At 62.6% G+C, this 15,550-nt stretch carries 15 protein-coding genes; 10 read left to right on the forward strand and 5 right to left on the reverse strand.

The features are described from left to right. Positions 1 to 3: 3 nt before the first annotated feature. The 5 genes from OH686_RS22740 to OH686_RS22760 all read left to right on the forward strand — a co-directional run bounded on the left by OH686_RS22740 (position 4) and on the right by OH686_RS22760 (position 5,179). Complete coding sequence (locus tag OH686_RS22740; protein ID WP_289535429.1) at positions 4 to 330, forward strand: hypothetical protein; 327 nt, start codon at positions 4 to 6, stop codon at positions 328 to 330. Between the two features lie 59 nt (positions 331 to 389). Beyond that, the gene (locus OH686_RS22745) at positions 390 to 1,685 is read left to right on the forward strand and encodes an OprD family porin (protein WP_289535431.1); all 1,296 of its coding nucleotides are present in this window, start codon (positions 390 to 392) and stop codon (positions 1,683 to 1,685) included. Positions 1,686 to 1,842: 157 nt separating this feature from the next. Then, positions 1,843 to 2,604, forward strand: a complete 762-nt coding sequence (locus OH686_RS22750) for an ABC transporter substrate-binding protein (RefSeq protein ID WP_289535433.1) — start codon at positions 1,843 to 1,845, stop codon at positions 2,602 to 2,604. Positions 2,605 to 2,680: 76 nt separating this feature from the next. After that, positions 2,681 to 3,943 (forward strand): cyanophycinase, encoded by a 1,263-nt coding sequence (locus tag OH686_RS22755; RefSeq protein ID WP_289535435.1) that lies wholly within the window; start codon positions 2,681 to 2,683, stop codon positions 3,941 to 3,943. 162 nt (positions 3,944 to 4,105) lie between these two features. Then, complete coding sequence (locus OH686_RS22760; RefSeq protein WP_289535436.1) at positions 4,106 to 5,179, forward strand: alpha/beta hydrolase family protein; 1,074 nt, start codon at positions 4,106 to 4,108, stop codon at positions 5,177 to 5,179. A 192-nt stretch (positions 5,180 to 5,371) separates the two neighbouring features. Here the strand turns inward: OH686_RS22760 and rloA3 are convergent, their stop codons facing one another. Further along, on the reverse strand, positions 5,372 to 5,890 hold the full coding sequence (rloA3, locus tag OH686_RS22765; protein ID WP_502942759.1) for a retropepsin-like aspartic peptidase RloA3: 519 nt from the start codon (positions 5,888 to 5,890) through the stop codon (positions 5,372 to 5,374). 94 nt (positions 5,891 to 5,984) lie between these two features. Here rloA3 and OH686_RS22770 point away from each other — a divergent pair, with 94 nt between their 5' ends. The 3 genes from OH686_RS22770 to OH686_RS22780 all read left to right on the forward strand — a co-directional run bounded on the left by OH686_RS22770 (position 5,985) and on the right by OH686_RS22780 (position 9,136). Then, complete coding sequence (locus OH686_RS22770; RefSeq protein ID WP_502942760.1) at positions 5,985 to 6,365, forward strand: YkvA family protein; 381 nt, start codon at positions 5,985 to 5,987, stop codon at positions 6,363 to 6,365. Positions 6,366 to 6,491: 126 nt separating this feature from the next. After that, positions 6,492 to 8,420 carry an LTA synthase family protein gene (locus tag OH686_RS22775; RefSeq protein WP_289535440.1) on the forward strand — a complete coding sequence of 643 codons (1,929 nt, stop codon included), beginning with the start codon at positions 6,492 to 6,494 and terminating at the stop codon, positions 8,418 to 8,420. Beyond that, entirely contained in the window at positions 8,417 to 9,136 is a 720-nt protein-coding gene (locus tag OH686_RS22780; RefSeq protein ID WP_289535442.1) for a phosphatase PAP2 family protein, read from the forward strand. Before OH686_RS22775 ends, OH686_RS22780 begins: the two co-directional genes overlap by 4 nt. Before the next feature lie 88 nt (positions 9,137 to 9,224). On the opposite strand, the gene OH686_RS22785 is transcribed toward OH686_RS22780, so the two are convergent. Beyond that, positions 9,225 to 9,986: an alpha/beta fold hydrolase gene (locus OH686_RS22785; RefSeq protein WP_289535443.1), complete on the reverse strand. Its 762-nt coding sequence runs from the start codon at positions 9,984 to 9,986 to the stop codon at positions 9,225 to 9,227. 211 nt (positions 9,987 to 10,197) lie between these two features. Beyond that, positions 10,198 to 10,689, reverse strand: a complete 492-nt coding sequence (locus tag OH686_RS22790) for a winged helix-turn-helix transcriptional regulator (RefSeq protein ID WP_289535444.1) — start codon at positions 10,687 to 10,689, stop codon at positions 10,198 to 10,200. 109 nt (positions 10,690 to 10,798) lie between these two features. Between OH686_RS22790 and fabF the strand changes: the two genes are divergently transcribed. Next, positions 10,799 to 12,067 (forward strand): beta-ketoacyl-ACP synthase II, encoded by a 1,269-nt coding sequence (fabF, locus tag OH686_RS22795; protein WP_289535445.1) that lies wholly within the window; start codon positions 10,799 to 10,801, stop codon positions 12,065 to 12,067. Between the two features lie 216 nt (positions 12,068 to 12,283). On the opposite strand, the gene OH686_RS22800 is transcribed toward fabF, so the two are convergent. Together OH686_RS22800 and OH686_RS22805 are read right to left on the reverse strand one after the other, a co-directional pair. Next, positions 12,284 to 13,126: an ROK family protein gene (locus tag OH686_RS22800; protein ID WP_289535447.1), complete on the reverse strand. Its 843-nt coding sequence runs from the start codon at positions 13,124 to 13,126 to the stop codon at positions 12,284 to 12,286. Positions 13,127 to 13,204: 78 nt separating this feature from the next. After that, positions 13,205 to 14,104, reverse strand: coding sequence for a LysR family transcriptional regulator (locus OH686_RS22805; protein ID WP_289535449.1), 900 nt, complete (start codon positions 14,102 to 14,104; stop codon positions 13,205 to 13,207). Positions 14,105 to 14,185: 81 nt separating this feature from the next. On the opposite strand from OH686_RS22805, the gene OH686_RS22810 reads away from it, so the two are divergent. After that, the gene (locus OH686_RS22810; protein ID WP_289535450.1) at positions 14,186 to 15,550 is read left to right on the forward strand and encodes an aminotransferase class III-fold pyridoxal phosphate-dependent enzyme; all 1,365 of its coding nucleotides are present in this window, start codon (positions 14,186 to 14,188) and stop codon (positions 15,548 to 15,550) included.

Consider the following 15,550-nt stretch of genomic DNA (forward strand, 5'->3'; position numbering starts at 1 on the left):
CCGATGCGACTGAACAATCTGGAGCTGTTCGCCCTGGACAAACTGCTGCACGACCACCAGCCCGCGGCCCAGGCACTGCGCACCTCCGAGGCGCGCGTGCTGGAGCGCGTCGAGACGCCGGCCGGCTTCTTCGCGGTGATCGAGCTGCAGCAGCGACTGCGCGATGTCGGCGAGTTCGCCGAGCGCGAATGGAAATTCAAGCTGAAGAGCCCGAAGAAGACCGCGGGCTACTTCGTCTGCTGGCCGGATGGCGAATCGACGCTGTGCCTGGAGGCGGTGATCAGCAAGGGCAGGCGCCCAGAGGTGCTGACAGCAGAACTCTTTGTCTGACCGGGCAAAAACCAAGAAGGGCCGCAGGCCCGCCAACAACACTAGAAATGGAGTAAGGCATGAACCTCGTGAAACTGAGTTGTCTCGCCCTGGCGGTCGCCGCCGCCAGCAGCCAGCTGGCCGTGGCTGGCCAGGCCGATGCCAAGGGCTTTGTCGAAGACAGCGAGCTGAGCCTGCTGAATCGCAACTACTACTTCCAGCGCGACTTCAAGAACAACCCGGGTGGCCAGAACTACCGCGAGGAGTGGGCCCACGGCGTGATGGCCGAGTTCGCCTCGGGCTTCACCCAGGGCACCGTCGGCTTCGGCGCCGATGCCTATGGCTACATGGGCATCAAGCTGGACAGCGGTCGCGGCCGTACCGGCACCGGTCTGCTGCCGATCAGCGACGAGGGTCGTGCCCAGGATGAATACGGCGAGGCCGGCGGCGCCGCCAAGCTGCGCATTTCCGAGACCGTGCTGAAGTACGGCGAGATGCGTACCGAGGCACCGGTATTCGCCACTGCCCATAGCCGTCTGCTGCCGGAAACCGCCACCGGCTTCCATGTCAGCAGCGGCGAGATCGAAGGCCTGGCCCTGGAGGCCGGTCACTTCACCGCCTACAACAACCGCAACTCGACCAACAGTGACGAGGAGCTGTACCTCAACTACGGCAGCGGCGAGATCGGCAAGACCATCGACTTCGCCGGCGGCTGGTACAACGTCAGCGACGACCTGGCCCTGGGCCTGTACGCCTCGCGCTTCGAGGACACCTGGAACCAGTACTACGGCAACCTCAATTACACCCTGGGCATCAGCGAAGGGCAGAGCCTGAACTTCGACCTCAACCTGTACCGCACCAGCGATACCGGCGATGCCCTGCAGGGCGATATCAGCAACACCACCTACAGCCTGGCGGCCACCTACGCCCTGGGTTCGCACTCGATCCTGCTGGCCTACCAGCGGGTCAACGGCGACACCCCGTTCGACTACGTCGGCGGTGACTCGATCTTCCTTTCCAACTCCATGCAGTACTCCGACTTCAACGCACCGAACGAGAAGTCCTGGCGCATCGGTTATGGCTACGACTGGAGCGGCCTCGGCGTCCCCGGCCTGACCACCAAGGTCACCTACGTCAAGGGCAGCGATATCGATGGCACCGACGCGGATGTGAACGGCGGCTACGTCGGTTACTACGGCGAGGATGGCAAGCACAGCGAGACCGACATCGACATCAAGTACGTCGTCCAGGAAGGCCCGGCCAAGGACCTGTCCGTGCGCCTGCGTCAGGCCTTCCACTATGCCAACGACGACCAGGGCGAGGGCGACCTGCACGAGTTCCGGGTCATCGTCGACTACCCGCTGAGCATCCTGTGATCTTGCGGCCCGTGCCACCTGTCACGGGCCGCCTGTAGGGCCGCGGGCCTCCGTACCTCATGCGCGGAGGCCGGCTGCTTTGATTCAAGGTCTGCTCGATTGCTCCTTTGGCCTTGAGGCGCCTGCCCGGCGCCTTTTTTTCTCGTGGGAGTGACACATGCGATTTGTTTGCCTGCTGCTTGGCCTGTTCATGACGCTTTCGGCCCAGGCCGAGACGCTGCGCATCGCCATGGAAGGACAATTTCCGCCCTTCGAGGAGCTCGACCAGAACGGTCGCCTCAAGGGCTTCAACGTCGACATCGCCAACGCCCTGTGCGCACAGATGCGCGCCCGCTGCGAGCTGCAGCGCTTCGCCTGGGATGACCTGATCCCGGCGCTGCAGGAACGCCGTACGGACCTGATCCTGGCGTCGATGTCGATCACCGAGGAACGCCAGGCCCTGGTCGACTTCACCCAGCGCTACGCGCACACCCCGGCCTTCTTCTTCGCCCGTCAGGGCACGGTCAACGAGGTGATCATCACCCCGCGGCGCCTGGCCGGAAAACGCATCGGCGTGCAGCGCGAGACCACCTATGACCGCTTCCTCGCCGCCCGCTACGAAAAGCACCTGCCCATCGTGCGCTTCGCCAGCGCCGCAGAAACCTACCAGGCCCTGGAGCGCGGCGAGGTGGACCTGGTGCTGGACGACGCGGTGTCCGGCTACTTCGGCTTCCTCCAGTCCGAGCGCGGCAAGGGCTTCGAACGCGTCGGCAACGCCGTGCAGGCGCCCAAGTTCTTTGGCAAGGGCCAGGGCATCGCCGTGCGCAAGGGCGATGAAGCCCTGCGCGCGCGCCTGGACCAGGCCCTGGTGGCGATTCTCGACAACGGCGTCTACCGCCGCATCGAACGCCAGTACTTCCAACGCTTCAGCGTTTATTGATTCCCCGTTTCCGCAGTACCCGTAGCACAACACCCACAACAACGCTGCAGACAACTGCAGCCACGGAGAACTGAAGATGAGACTGAGCAAACTGTGTCGCCATGCCGTTCTGCTGATTGCCCTGATTCCCGGCCTGGGGCATGCGGCAGGTGCGTTACTGCTGGTGGGGGGCGGACTCAAGGATGACAACGCGGCCATCTACCAGCGCTTTATCCAGCTGGCCGGTGGCAGCGGCCAGGCCAAGATCGGCGTGATCACCGCCGCCTCCATTCCGGAGAGTCAGGACCCGGATGCCGGCACCGCGAACGCCTCCAACTCCAAGGCCAACGGCGCCTACTACGCCAACCTGCTGAAGACCTACGGCGCGGTCAAGGCCGAGTGGATCCCCATCGACCTGGACAACATCGCCAACAGCAGCAATCCGACCGTGGTCAGCCAGATCAATGGCATGACCGGCTTCTTCTTCGGCGGCGGCGACCAGTCGCGTCTGGTCCAGACACTGCAGAACGCCAGCCGTGGCGACACCCCGGCACTGGCGGCGATCCGCGCCAAGTACAACGCCGGCGCCGTGCTGGCGGGTACCAGCGCCGGTACCGCGATCATGGTCGACGGCCCCATGGTGACCGGCGGCGAGAGTTACGAGGCGCTGCGCTACGGGCCCTACACCACGCCGTCCGGAGACGACCTGGCGTATGACCCGCAGGGCGGCTTCGGCTTCTTCAACTACGGCCTGCTGGATACCCACTTCAGCGAGCGCGGCCGCCAGGGCCGCATCGTGCGCCTGGCTGACTACACCAACGTGCCGTTCGCCTTCGGCGTGGACGAGAACACCGGCCTGCTGGTGCAGAACAATGCCAGCCTCGGCCAGATGGAAATGGAGGTGATCGGCACCGGCGGCGTGTTCGTCTTCGACCTGCGCAATGCCGAGCTGGGCAGTGGCAGCAGCTGGGCGCTGTACGACGTGCTGGCCAGCTACCTGACCAGCGGCGACAAGTATCGCCCGCAGAGTGGCCAGTTCGTGATCGCCAGCGGCAAGACCAGCCTGCGCGGCCGCGAGCAGTACAGCACCGCGATGACCGCCACCGGCGACATCTTCAGCAGCCCCAACAACAGCGGTGCCAATGGCAGGCGCAAGCCGCGCGAGTTCGTGACTGTCAGCGCCGATCTGTTCAACAGCCGCTCCGCCAGCACCCTTGGGCGCACCTATGAGACCAACCCGCGCTATCGCGTCAACCTGGTCAAGAGCACCCAGTTCGACAGCCATGGCTACAAGGGCACCGTGGGCGGGCAGACCATGACCTCCTACCTGCGCCTGCTGGTGGACATGCTGCCCAACTAGCCAACCTGACAGGATCGGCCCGGCGCGGGAGCTACATGAGCGGGTGCTGTCGCACCCGTACATGGACGCGCCGCGGCCGCATCCTGGTGCATTGACAGTGTCGCCAGCACTCTGCCTAATTGGCCGCGCCCCAACACAATAACAACACTAGGGACACCCGCCATGCGCAAGCTATTCATGCTTTGCCTGCTGTGCTTTTCCTCGCTCGTCCACGCCGCTCCCGGCGTTTTCCCCGACTCCACCTTCAACAACCTCGACTATGGCCTGTACTGGTTTGGCTATGGCGATACCTGGCAGAAAGCCGTTCCCGGGCAGAGCAACGCCTACTTCGGCACCAGCAAGCCGACGGTGATCTACATCCACGGCTGGCAGAACGGCGCCACCGCGCGCAAGGATCGCGAGACCTTCAACCGCGAGGGTGCCGGCGGCCCGAGCCTGGATCTGGCCACCGCCTGGCTCAACGCCGGATACAACGTCGGCGTGCTGTACTGGAACCAGTTCGCCGACGAGGGCGAAGTCACCGATGCCGAGGCCAAGATCTGGAGCACCAGCGGCCCGCGCGCCATGCGCTGGCGCAACGCTGCCGGCGTCTACAGCACCGGCCCGACCCAGTCCGCCAGCGACCTGCTGTTCAAGAGCTACAAGGACAACATGGCGAGCTACACCGGCAGCAATATCCGCATCCTCGGCCACTCCCTGGGCAACCAGATGGCCATCGTGCTGAGCAAGAAGATCAGCGACGCGGTCACTGCCGGCACCCTCAACAGCAAGCTGCTGCCCAAGCGCGTGGCCCTGCTCGATCCCTTCTACTCCAACAACGCCAAGAGCTGGCTGGGCAATCAGTGGACCGGCGCGGTATGCCGCAGCTATGTCAGTGAACTGAAGGGCAAGGGCGTGATCTTCGAGGCCTACCGCTCCTCGGCCGTCACCAGCACCGTCTTCGTCGGCGATGAAAACACCGGGCTGATGAACATGACCGCCTTCAGCGAGCTGAAGCCCTGGTACTTCAACGCCACGCAGATCACCGAGAAGCACAACGCGGCCGTGTGGCACTACCTGTGGTCGTTCAGCTTCAACCCGCCCGTGGTCACCGGCACCAGCAACCAGGCCGCCTCGGCCAAGACCGCCGACAGCCGCATCGCCACCCTGATGAACGGAACGCAGAAGCTGGTTCACGACCAGGGCGCCTATACCAAGGAACCCTCGGACGACAACTTCAAGCTGCAGGCCCGCTAAGGCGCAAGCCCAGGCCACACCGGGGCTATCGGCCTGCGGCTTCGTAACACCCCGTGCCGCGCCGCCTTGCAGATAGAGCAGGGCGCCGGCACGGGGTTTTGCACCTCCCGACCCGAGCCAGTCGATTTGGCCGCAGCTTGGGCTGGCTCCCGGCCCGAGGCGGACAAGCCACCACGAACCGCAGACCCCGGTTCAGCTGGAGCCGGCCTTGCATTGAGGTTCGACCGTAAAGGTTCGAGCTACGTCGACCGTCCCCAGATGCTTCAGCGTCCGTCGCCCGATCAATACGGGATAGAGCATCTTGCCCCGATTGTTGAGGGAGAATTCTTCGTCATGGATCTCGTCGCCGATGCACATCTTCAGGCGCACCACGGGACGACGGTCGGCGCCGCCTGCTCCGCGGACCTTGATGGTGCGTTCCACCTTCCGCTCGAAGGGGATGCTTACCGACTCGCCGCTGTTGCTGTCCTTCGCCTCGACGTTGAATTTCACCCACTTCTCACCGTCTTTCTCGAAACGCTTGATATCCGATGCGTCCATCGACGATGTCAGCGCTCCGGTGTCCAGCTTGATTTTGAGCGAGACGTTTTCGGGCAGGAGCAAGCCTTCCTCTATCCAGCCAAAGCTCCTGGCTGCGGGCTGGTTGGCCGACATGGCCGGCGTGGCGATAAGCAATGACACAAGGGCGAGAACCGACGCTGAGCTGCTCAAAGTAGGGCTCCTGACAGAAGGTGATATGGTCAGTAAGGTGTCTCGCCGGCTGTAAATGTTCCGTGAAATCGACTGTCCGTCGTCTGGAGGTTTGGTGTTCGGTCTCAATCGTCTTCGGCACTGGGCGCGTGCTCTGAAGCGCGACGTCCATGCGCTGTGGCTGGCGGCGCGGGACGCCCGAACGCCAAGGCTCGCCAAGCTGCTGGCATTGCTCGTCGCGGCGTATGCCCTGTCGCCGATCGACCTGATCCCCGACTTCATCCCCGTGCTCGGCTATATGGACGATCTGATCATTGTCCCGCTGGGGATCTGGCTGGTGGTCAGGTTGATTCCGGCGGGCCTGATGGCCGAGTTCCGTGCACTCGCGTCGCAGGCCTCGGCGCGACCCATCAGCAAGATGGCCGCTTGCTTTGTCGTGCTTGTCTGGCTGGCCCTGGGCGTGGGGCTGGTCATCTGGCTGATGCCGAGCCGCTAGCTGATAGGGGCGGCCGCCTCCGCCCACAAGCGCTGCAGCAACTCACGATCTTTTCACTTTCTCTTCACCAGCTTTCGACGTGTGCCCGCACATCCTGCCGAGCGTATTTACTACCCGGACACTCGTATGCTGCTGCCTCGTACTGCACCTCTGCGCTACCTGTCGCTGTTGTTGGCCTGCTGGCTGGTCATATTCCTCGTCACTCGCACGCTGCTGTTCGCCGCTCATTGGGCAGAGGCCGATGGCTTCGCTCCGGGCGTATTTGCCGTCGGCCTGCTTTATGACCTGGGCTTTCTCGCCTACGCGGCGCTGCCGCTCGGCCTCTATCTGCTGCTGTGTCCACCGGCCCTGTGGCGCCGCCCTGGGCATCGCCTGCTGCTGGCCGGACTACTGTTCGCAAGCCTGTTCGCCATGCTGTTCGTCGCCACCGCGGAGTGGCTGTTCTGGGACGAGTTCGGCGTTCGTTTCAACTTCATCGCCGTGGACTACCTGGTCTATTCCGATGAGGTGCTCAACAATCTGCTGGAGTCCTATCCGCTGGGCCTGTTGCTGAGCGGTTTAGGCGTGCTGGCGGCCCTGCTCGGCCTCGCCCTGCGCTGGCCGCTGCGCGAAGCTCTGCGGGCGTCGTTGCCGAGTTGGCGCGGGCGCGCCGTGGCAATTGCCGGTCTGGCATTGGCCGCCGCTCTCAGCGCACTTCTGCTCGACCAGGAGAGCCCGCGAGGGCAGGGCGGCAATGCCTACCGCCATGAGCTGGCGAGCAACGGGCCGTACCAGTTCTTCGCCGCCTTCCGTAACAACGAGCTGGACTATCGACAGTTCTATAGTCAACTGCCGGACACCGCGCTGGCGCCCGTGCTGCACCGGGAGCTCGATGAGCCGACGGCCACCTTCGTTGGCAGCGATCCCCTGGACGTCCGCCGGCAGATCGACAACCCCGGTGCACCGCGCAGGCTGAATGTGGTGCTGGTGACCATCGAGAGCCTCTCGGCCAAGTACCTTGGCAGTTTCGGTGACGCGCGCGGGTTGACTCCGAACCTGGATGAACTGCGCAGGCAGAGCCTGTTCTTCAACAACTTCTATGCCACCGGCACTCGCACCGACCGAGGCCTGGAGGCCATCACACTGGCGGTGCCGCCGACGCCCGGGCGCTCCATCGTCAAGCGCATCGGTCGCGAGGCTGGCTACGGCAGTCTCGGTCAGCAGCTCGCCGCCCAGGGCTACGACAGCGTGTTCGTCTATGGCGGGCGAGGCTACTTCGACAACATGAATGCCTTCTTCTCCGGCAACGGCTACCGGGTGGTGGACCAGAGCAGCGTCGACGAGGCCGATATCCACTTCAAGAACGCCTGGGGCATGGCCGACGAGGACCTTTACGCCCAGGCCATGCAGATCGCCGATCGCGATCATGCCGCCGGCAAACCCTTTCTCCTGCAGCTGATGACCACCTCCAATCACCGTCCCTACACCTATCCGGACGGGCGCATAGACATTCCCTCCGGGGACGGCCGCGAGGGAGCCGTGAAGTACACCGACTGGGCAATCGGGCGCTTCCTCGAACAGGCCAAGGGCAAGCCCTGGTTCGATGACACGCTGTTCGTCTTCGTCGCCGACCACTGCGCCGGCAGCGCCGGGATGGAGGATCTCCCGGTGGCCAACTACCACATCCCGCTGTTCCTCTATGCCCCCAAGTGGCTGACGCCCCGTGAGGATGGCCAGCTGGCCAGTCAGATCGACCTGGCGCCGACTCTGCTCGGCCTGCTCAACCTGGACTACCAGTCCACCTTCTTCGGTCACGACCTTCTCAAAGCCAATGCCGCTCCGCCCAGGGTGTTGATCGGCAATTACCAACACCTGGGCCTGTTCGACGGCCAGAACCTGGCCATCCTCAGCCCGCGCGGGCACATGCGGCGGCACGATGACGCTCTCGGCGCCAGCCGCGAATACCGGGTCGACAGCCACGATCCGCTGCTGCAGCGCGACATCGCGTACTACCAGGCGGCCAGCCACGACCTGCAGAACCGCCTGCTGGGCTGGAGAGGCGTGGAAAGACCATGAGCATCTCGCCTCGCTTCGACCGGCGCTGGTGGTATGGCGTCCCGCTGGCACTGCTCGCTGTGCTGCTGGTGTTCGAGCCGAGCCGCCTGGACTTTGCCATTGCCGATCTGTTCTACGTCCAGGACCTGGGCTTCATCGGTCGCCGCAATGACTTCCTGGAAGAGGTTCTTCACGACCGCGCCAAGCAGCTGACCATCGCCATCGGCGTGCTGGCCCTGTCCGGCTTCCTGCTCAGCCTGCTACCCACGCGCCTGCGCCCGTTGCGCCGCACCTTGGGCTATCTGGTGTTGGCCATGGGGTTGTCCACCGGCTTCGTCACTCCGCTGAAGAAGGTCACGCAGATGCACTGTCCCTGGAACCTGGAGCAGTACGGCGGACCCGAGCATTTCTCGCCGCTGCTAGGCCCGCGCGCGGCTCCAGTGGAGAAACCGGGCAACTGCTGGCCCGGCGGCCATGCGGCGTCCGGCTTCGCCTTGTTCGCGCTGTTCTTCGCCCTGCGCGACCGTTACCCACGCAGCGCCAGAACGGCACTAATCGCCGCAATGGTTCTTGGTGTGCTGTTCTCTCTGGTACGTATGGCCCAGGGCGCCCACTTCTTCTCGCACAATCTGTGGACGGCGCTGCTGTGCTGGTTAATCAGCCTGGCGCTCTATGACCTGATGCTGTATCGCCCATCCCCGCATCCAACCGCTGATCTGGCCGTGGACGTTGAGTGAGCTGTCCGCCATCCGGGCCGCATCCGACCGCTAAAGGTCATCCGCTCGGATGCGGCATTTTTGCAATTTATCGACGCGAGCTCGTCGGCTACCGACAGAGGAACTCGTGTATCGCTTGGGCGGTTCGCCTGGGGCTGGTCACCACGAAAAAATGCCCCTCGCCCTGCAGCACGTGCAGTTCGGCATGGCGGATGGTGCGGCGCAGGATATGCGCGTTATACAGGCGCACCAGGGTGTCGCGTTCACCGGTGAGGATCAGCGTGCGCTGGCGCAGGCGAAACAGCCGCAGCAGGCTGGTCCAGCCGACCAGAGCGGCGAGTTGGTGGTAGTAGGTTCGCGGGTTGGCCGTGAGCATGCCGTTCACCATGCCGAAGCGCAGCAGGGTCTGTATCGAATGGCGCGAGCTGTCTTGCTTGCGCAGTCGGGCTCCTTTGCTCCTGCCAAAGAAATCCAGGATGTCGGCGGGCTTCACCAGCATCGCCGGGCCGGCCGAGGTAGCGGCGAGGATCAGCCGACGCACCATACCCGGATGACGCAGGGCGAACTCTTGCGCCAACGCACCGCCCCAACTCACGCCGAACACATCGACCCGTTCGATTCCCAACTGCTTGAGCACTTCGGCGATCAGGTCGGCATGGCGGGGTAGACGCATCGGCCAGCGGGGCATTTGCGATTCGCCTACCCCGGGAACGTCCAGGGTGATGGTTGTATAGCCCACCAGTTCATCGCGCAGAGGATCAAAGGTGCGGATCAGGCCGCCCAGGCCGTTCAGCAGGAGCAGCGGTGAGCCCTGGCCGCGGATTGAAACGTTCAGCCGCAAGTCGTTGACGATCAGTTTCTGCGTGGTCATGGCTGCCCCCTGGTCTATCCACCTTTTAGGACAGCGTCAGGCCCGTTAGCGACCAGTGTTTTTGACTGGGCGTCTGCTCCCTCAGGTGGCGCGCAGTTTGGCAGCGCGGGGCAAACACGGACAACTCTCGAAGCCTGTATGAATCAGGCTCAGCTGCGTCATGCAGATCGTCCTTTTCCCGAGCCGGCTTCGCAGCCCGTCAGATCGCAAACTAGCTCCGCTCCGGCATGGCGCCCAGACGCAGGCGCATTTCCGCGCTGGCACTAGGTCCCGCTTGCACCGTGCACTGCTCCAGCGGCACGGAACAGCTTTCGGAGATGTCTGCCATGAGCTGGCGTACCGGCCGCCCGGTGGCTCGCTCGACGAGCTGCACACTTTCCCCATCCTCGGCGTAATGGCGATTGCCCCAGGCCACAAACGCCATCAGCACGATGCGGAAGTCTTCGCCTTTGGCCGTCGGCACATATTGGTAGCGCAGGGGCCGCTGACTGTATGCCTGGCGTTCGAGCAGCCCCGCCTCCACCAGTGAATTCAGGCGCCGGGTGAGCATGTTCGGAGCGATCTCCAGGCTGCGGGCAAACTCGTCGAAGCGGCGCAGGCCCTGCAGGGCATCCCGCATGATCAGGATGCTCCACCACTCGCCAACCCTTTCCAGGCTACGCGCGATGGGGCATTCGGCATCGGCGAGAGTCTTGCGCTGCATGGCTGTTCCTTTCCGGGGGCTGAAGAATGTTCGCTCGCATGTTACTTTCATGATGATAGTAACGTCCATACACCGCTATCCATCAAGCAGCACAAGGAGCTGGGCCAGCATGAGCAAGCGTATCGTCATTACCGGAATGGGCGCGGTCAGCCCGCTGGGCTGTGGAGTCGAGCAGATATGGAAACGCCTCCTGGCTGGCCAGTCGGGGATTCGCCGGCTGCCGCCTGAGCTGGTAGGTGATCTGCCAATCACCATTGGCGGCCAGGTGCCGGATCGCAGCCAGGATCCCGAAGCCGGATTCGATCCGGATCAACTGTTGGCGGCCAAAGAGCAGCGCAAGATGGATCGCTTCATCCTCTTCGCCTTGGCTGCTGCCCATGAGGCATTGGCCCAGGCCGGTTGGTCGCCGAGCACGCCTGAAGAGCAGGAGCGCACCGCAACCATCATCGCCTCGGGCGTTGGCGGATTCCATGCGATTGCCGAGGCCGTGCGCACCACTGACAGCAAGGGGCCGCGTCGCCTGTCTCCCTTCACCATTCCGTCCTTCCTGAGCAACATGGCCGCCGGGCACGTGTCCATCTCGCATGGCTTCAAGGGACCGCTGGGCACGCCGGTCACGGCCTGTGCCGCCGGCGTCCAGGCCATCGGTGATGCCGCGCGGATGATTCGAGCGGGGGAGGTTGACGTAGCGGTTTGTGGTGGCGCGGAGGCGACCATTCACCGCGTCAGCCTGGCCGGATTCGCCGCTGCACGCGCACTTTCGAGCAACTACAACGATACCCCGGAGCGTGCCTCCAGACCCTTCGATGAGGGGCGCGATGGGTTCGTCATGGGCGAAGGCGCGGGGCTGCTGGTGATCGAAGAGCTGCAGCATGCCCTGTCGCGCGGCGCCACGCCGATCGCCGAACTGGTGGGCTACGGCACCAGTGCCGACGCCTACCACATGACGGCAGGCCCGGAAGATGGAGATGGTGCCCGCCGGGCCATGCAGCAAGCGCTGCGACAAGCCGGTGTCGAAGCCTCCCAGGTACAACACCTCAATGCCCACGCCACCTCGACGCAAGTGGGCGACAAGGGTGAGTTGGCCGCGATCAGAACCGTGTTTGGCAACGGCAGCGGTGTCGCTATCAGCTCGACCAAATCGGCCACGGGACACCTGTTGGGCGCCGCCGGAGGCATCGAGGCCATCTTCACCATCCTCGCGCTGCGCGATCAGATCGTTCCCGCCACACTGAATCTGGAGGTGCCCGATGCAGTCGCTGCAGGCTTGAATCTGATTAGCGGCGGCGCCCGACCTATGCCTCTGGAGTACGCGCTATCCAATGGCTTCGGCTTCGGCGGGGTGAATGCGAGCGTGCTGTTCCGCAGATGGGGTTGAGGCCAGCTATGGGAGTTGGAAGTAGGGTAGCGTTCCGACGAGGCCCGCAAAGTAGAGCTCGAGCTCCCCGAGGATTAGCTCCGCTACCTCGGGAGCCTTTGTCCGATGGCTGACGTCAGTCAACGGCGCTTATCGGCCAATAGCGGTCTGTCGAGAGTGGCTTCAATCGGCCAGAAGAGTTGTGGAGTTGCTACACAAGCAAGGGCGATTCATGAATTAGCAAAGAGTCTTCAATGCGATTTGTGCGGCCCCCATGGCTACAAGGTCTTCCACGCCATGAACCGTCCGGATCTCACAGCTCGCTAACATACTTGGAATGGCCAGGGCGTCAATTTGAGCTTGTGCTTCAGTCCAATACCCAGGAAGCCAGAGTGCGCCTCCTCCAACTGAGAGCCTATGAGGATTGAATAAATTAATTAATCCTCCGAGAACACCGCCGAGGGCGTGGCCACCTTGAGAAATCACATCTAATGCGGCTTGATTGCCTTGACGGCCTAACAGGGCCAATTGGTTTCCATCGACACCAAGCCGATTGGCCATGTAGCGTCCGCCTGCAACCTCATCAAGCCTGAGCCACTGCGAGACCGATGTCTGTATCGGCCAATATCCCAGCTCGCCTGCCCAACCATGTGCTCCCAGAAGCTGATGCCCGTTGACCATAATGCCGCAACCTATGGCAGTTCCGGCCATGACTGCGATGGCTGTGCTCTCGATCGGTAAGTCAAGTGCGGTAGCGTGAAGTGCTGCCTTCGCATCATTCACTAACCAAGTTCTGCTAATTCGGGAATCAATTAGAGTCCTCGCACTCCATCCAACAAGTCCCGGCAAAACATCACAAGCAGCAACTGAGTCATTCTCGATGAGACCCGGTATCGCTATGCCAATCACACACCCTGGCTCTGTGTACGCATCGATGAAACTATTCAATATCTTTGTGAGATCGGCCGCACCGAACATCGGTCCTGTATCGAATCGGAACGAATGATCCCGGTATCTAATTAATAGCTTGGTACCTCCAAGATCTACTCCTACAGCTGATTGAAAGGGGAGAGTGTTCATGGTTGCCTCAGTGGATCTACTTAATCCCGCTTGCGCTTCTAATTGAACTGGCTAGACCAGCAGACTTAGTTTGGGCCTCTACGCAATCTTCATACGTTGCGGCAATCGATCAGCCAGGAAGTCGAACAGTCGGCGCAAGCCGATGCGCTGGCGCTGATCTTCATGCATGGCCAGCCATATCTCCAGTTCGAAGCTGAAGAGCTTGGGGTCGAGAGCAACCAAATCGGCTTCATGTGCAGCTAGGTGGGCATGGCACAGGCCGATACCCATTCCAGCACGGAGCGCAGCCAGTCGTGCCATCGCGCAGTCGGAGCGGAATGCCAACGCGTCGATGGGCTGTGGGAAACCCTGAGTCTGCCAATGCGCATGTAATCGCTCATGGCGGTCGTAGCCGATAAGACTGTGAGTGGCGAGTGCTTCGCGCGACTCCGGCATACCGCGTCGCTCAAAATAGCTGCGGTGCGCATGAAGACTCACCAAGCTCCGTCCAAGTTTGCGAACAAGCAAGGCATCCTGCTCGGGCCGCTGCATACGAACAGCCAGATCGGCTTCGCGGCGCAGCAAGTCTTCATTGTGTTCGGCAACGGACAATTCGAGATGCTGACCAGGATAGGCGGCTTGGAACTCGGCCAGCAGAGGCGTGAGCACCTCCACTCCGATCACCTCGGGTACGGTGATACGCAGGGTGCCACCAATCCCGTCGTCCTGAGCACTGCGCTGAATGGCCGCCGCGGCATTGGCCATGACTAATGCTGGTTCATATAGACGCCGGGCGGCGTCGGTCGGAATCAGTCCGTCTGGCGAGCGGGTAAACAGCTTTGTATCAAGTGCGTTTTCCAAGCGAGCAATCTGTCTGCTGACTGTGGGCTGAGTGGTCACCAAGCGGCGCGCCGCAGCGCTCAGGCTCCCGCACTCGATCACTGCCAGAAAATACCGATAGAGATCCCAATCGGCCACGCTACTTGTCGATTTGTGCATAGCAACTCCACGTTATTGAGCGTTCCCGCATGGGGGTGTGCGAGCTAGTGTGGGGCAGATACCCCCCAAGGAGCCGGCACCATGCCCGCATTGCGTCCCTTTGTCTTCAACCAGTCTTGCCTGGCCGCTATGCGCGCTCGTGAAGAAGCCACGTTCAGGCAGCGCACGACCCGATCACAGGCGCTAAGGGAAGAGTCCCGGCGGTACATGCCGCAGGGTGTACCGATGGCCTGGATGGTTTCGCTCAATCGATTCAGCCCACCCTTTATCCATTCGGCCAGTGGTGCTGTGTTCACCGATGTGGATGACAATCGATACCTCGACTTTAACGTCGCAGATCTCAGTATGACCATGGGCTATGGCCCCATGCCCGTGGTGGACGCCGTCAGCCGCCAGGTTCGACTGGGGGCACAGTTTCTCCTGCCGACCGAAGATGCACTTGTGGTCAGTAGGCTGCTGGCCGAGCAGAGCGGTATTCCCTACTGGCAATTCACCCTGTCTGCGTCCGGTGCCAATGTCGAAGTCATGCGCATCGCTCGCCACATCACCGGGCGCGAGAAGATCGTCATTTTTGATGGCCATTATCACGGGCACATCGACGACACCATGGTCCGCCAAGGCGAGCAAGGCGTTGTGCATGAGCAGCTTGGACTGGCCAGGGGCAGCGCGGCGAATACCCTGATCGTGCCCTTCAATGACCTTGAGGCGCTGGAGCGGGTGCTGGCCAGCGAAGCAGTGGCTCTGGTGCTGACGGAGCCAGCGCTGACCAACTGTACTCTGGTGCAACCAGCGCCTGGTTATCTGGAGGGCGTGCGCCGCCTAACGCAGCAATACGGCAGCCTGTTGTGCCTGGACGAAGCGCATACCTTCCAGTTCGCGCATGGTGGCTTGACCGGCGCCTGGGGGCTGCAGACGGACTTTGTCGTTCTGGGAAAAGGGCTCGGCTCAGGCATCGCATTCGCCCTGTACGGCATGAGCGAAACGATTGCACGGCATCTGGAGCGATTCACCGACAGTGATATCGGCCCGGCCGGTTTGGCCACCGGTGGCACCCTCTATGCTTCCGCGCTGGCGGTGAGCGCGGCCAGGGCCAGCTTGGAGCAGGTGCTAACGATGACGAATTATCAGCGCATAGAGCGCCTCGGGGGGCGACTGGCATCTGGCCTGCGACAGATCTTTGCCCGCCATGATCTACCTTGGTGCGCCTTCGAGCTTGGTCCGCGTTCGGGATATTGCTTGACGCCAGAGCTGCCGCGCAACGGCGCTGAAGCCAACCTCTCGATGGATGCGGCATTCATCGATTGCCGGCGTCTGTTCATGGCCAATCGAGGGGTATGGGACGGCATTCTTTCTGCTGGGCCGCAAGTGTCATTCGCTCATTCCGAGGCGGACATCGATCGCTACCTCGAAGTCGCCAGCGCCTTTATTGCCGAACTCTTTGAGTAA

Origin of the sequence: Pseudomonas sp. SO81 (assembly GCF_030374125.1) — a bacterium.
GTDB lineage: Bacteria > Pseudomonadota > Gammaproteobacteria > Pseudomonadales > Pseudomonadaceae > Aquipseudomonas.

Bases quoted from the DNA above. Each gene is read 5' to 3' on its own strand.
- OH686_RS22750 (WP_289535433.1), top strand. From the start codon at position 1,843: ATGCGATTTGTTTGCCTGCTGCTTGGCCTGTTCATGACGCTTTCGGCC.
- OH686_RS22775 (WP_289535440.1), top strand. From the start codon at position 6,492: ATGCTGCTGCCTCGTACTGCACCTCTGCGCTACCTGTCGCTGTTGTTG.
- OH686_RS22745 (WP_289535431.1), top strand. From the start codon at position 390: ATGAACCTCGTGAAACTGAGTTGTCTCGCCCTGGCGGTCGCCGCCGCC.
- OH686_RS22810 (WP_289535450.1), top strand. From the start codon at position 14,186: ATGCCCGCATTGCGTCCCTTTGTCTTCAACCAGTCTTGCCTGGCCGCT.
- fabF (WP_289535445.1), top strand. From the start codon at position 10,799: ATGAGCAAGCGTATCGTCATTACCGGAATGGGCGCGGTCAGCCCGCTG.
- OH686_RS22805 (WP_289535449.1), bottom strand. From the start codon at position 14,104: ATGCACAAATCGACAAGTAGCGTGGCCGATTGGGATCTCTATCGGTAT.
- OH686_RS22790 (WP_289535444.1), bottom strand. From the start codon at position 10,689: ATGCAGCGCAAGACTCTCGCCGATGCCGAATGCCCCATCGCGCGTAGC.
- OH686_RS22780 (WP_289535442.1), top strand. From the start codon at position 8,417: ATGAGCATCTCGCCTCGCTTCGACCGGCGCTGGTGGTATGGCGTCCCG.
- OH686_RS22760 (WP_289535436.1), top strand. From the start codon at position 4,106: ATGCGCAAGCTATTCATGCTTTGCCTGCTGTGCTTTTCCTCGCTCGTC.
- OH686_RS22740 (WP_289535429.1), top strand. From the start codon at position 4: ATGCGACTGAACAATCTGGAGCTGTTCGCCCTGGACAAACTGCTGCAC.
- OH686_RS22785 (WP_289535443.1), bottom strand. From the start codon at position 9,986: ATGACCACGCAGAAACTGATCGTCAACGACTTGCGGCTGAACGTTTCA.
- OH686_RS22755 (WP_289535435.1), top strand. From the start codon at position 2,681: ATGAGACTGAGCAAACTGTGTCGCCATGCCGTTCTGCTGATTGCCCTG.
- OH686_RS22800 (WP_289535447.1), bottom strand. From the start codon at position 13,126: ATGAACACTCTCCCCTTTCAATCAGCTGTAGGAGTAGATCTTGGAGGT.